The organism is Microbulbifer harenosus (genome assembly GCF_005771435.1).
In the GTDB taxonomy this organism is placed as follows: domain Bacteria; phylum Pseudomonadota; class Gammaproteobacteria; order Pseudomonadales; family Cellvibrionaceae; genus Microbulbifer; species Microbulbifer harenosus.
This window is the reverse complement of the sequence record NZ_VANI01000063.1, coordinates 1-610: the sequence shown is the minus strand read 5'-3', so window position 1 is coordinate 610 and position 610 is coordinate 1. Positions and strand designations below refer to the sequence as shown.

Annotated in this window: 1 protein-coding gene; it reads right to left on the bottom strand. The window is 45.1% G+C overall.

The window, feature by feature from the left end; translation table 11 throughout:
- Positions 1-110 precede the first annotated feature (110 nt).
- On the bottom strand, positions 111-590 hold the full coding sequence (locus FDY93_RS19340) for a GNAT family N-acetyltransferase (protein ID WP_138237394.1): 480 nt from the start codon (positions 588-590) through the stop codon (positions 111-113).
- Positions 591-610 lie beyond the last annotated feature (20 nt).

The following is a 610-nucleotide window of genomic DNA, read 5'->3' as shown; positions in this document are numbered from 1 at the left end:
CATAACGCCTTGCTCAGCGGCGGCTTACTTTTTGCACATTTTGTGCGAAATTGGGAGCGCAGCGACCGCACAAAATGTGTATAAAGTAAGACGTCGGCTGCAGCAATTTGTTAGGGCTCGGGGGCGAAGTGCCAAACCATTTTCTTTAGCCCTGGCCCCAAGCTACCACCCACCTCCCCCAAATTCTTGAATCCAATTTTGGAATATAGATTAAAAGCTGCTTCGTTCCTTGATGATACGCTCAGTACTACGCTGGTAAAACCATTAGATTTGGCATAATCAAGCAGTTCTTTAACGAGGCTAACTCCAACACCATCGCTTCTTTTCTCAGGTTTCACCCACATTGAAACCAGCTCGCACTTTCCATCGATTTGTGCAGCGCCTACTACCCCAATATTTTCTTTTTCACTACGAGCGAGAAAAAATTTTAACCCAAGTTCACCCGAAGCGATTGACTTCCATTTTTCTTCGGAAATCTCCATTGCTTCTTTATACGTAATTCCGAATGCGTCAGGAGAATCGCGAAGTGACTCCAATCGAATATTTTTCAGATCCTGCCAATCTTTCTCAGTTATGGGCACGATACTCATAGCTTTGGAGCCCTAACGCC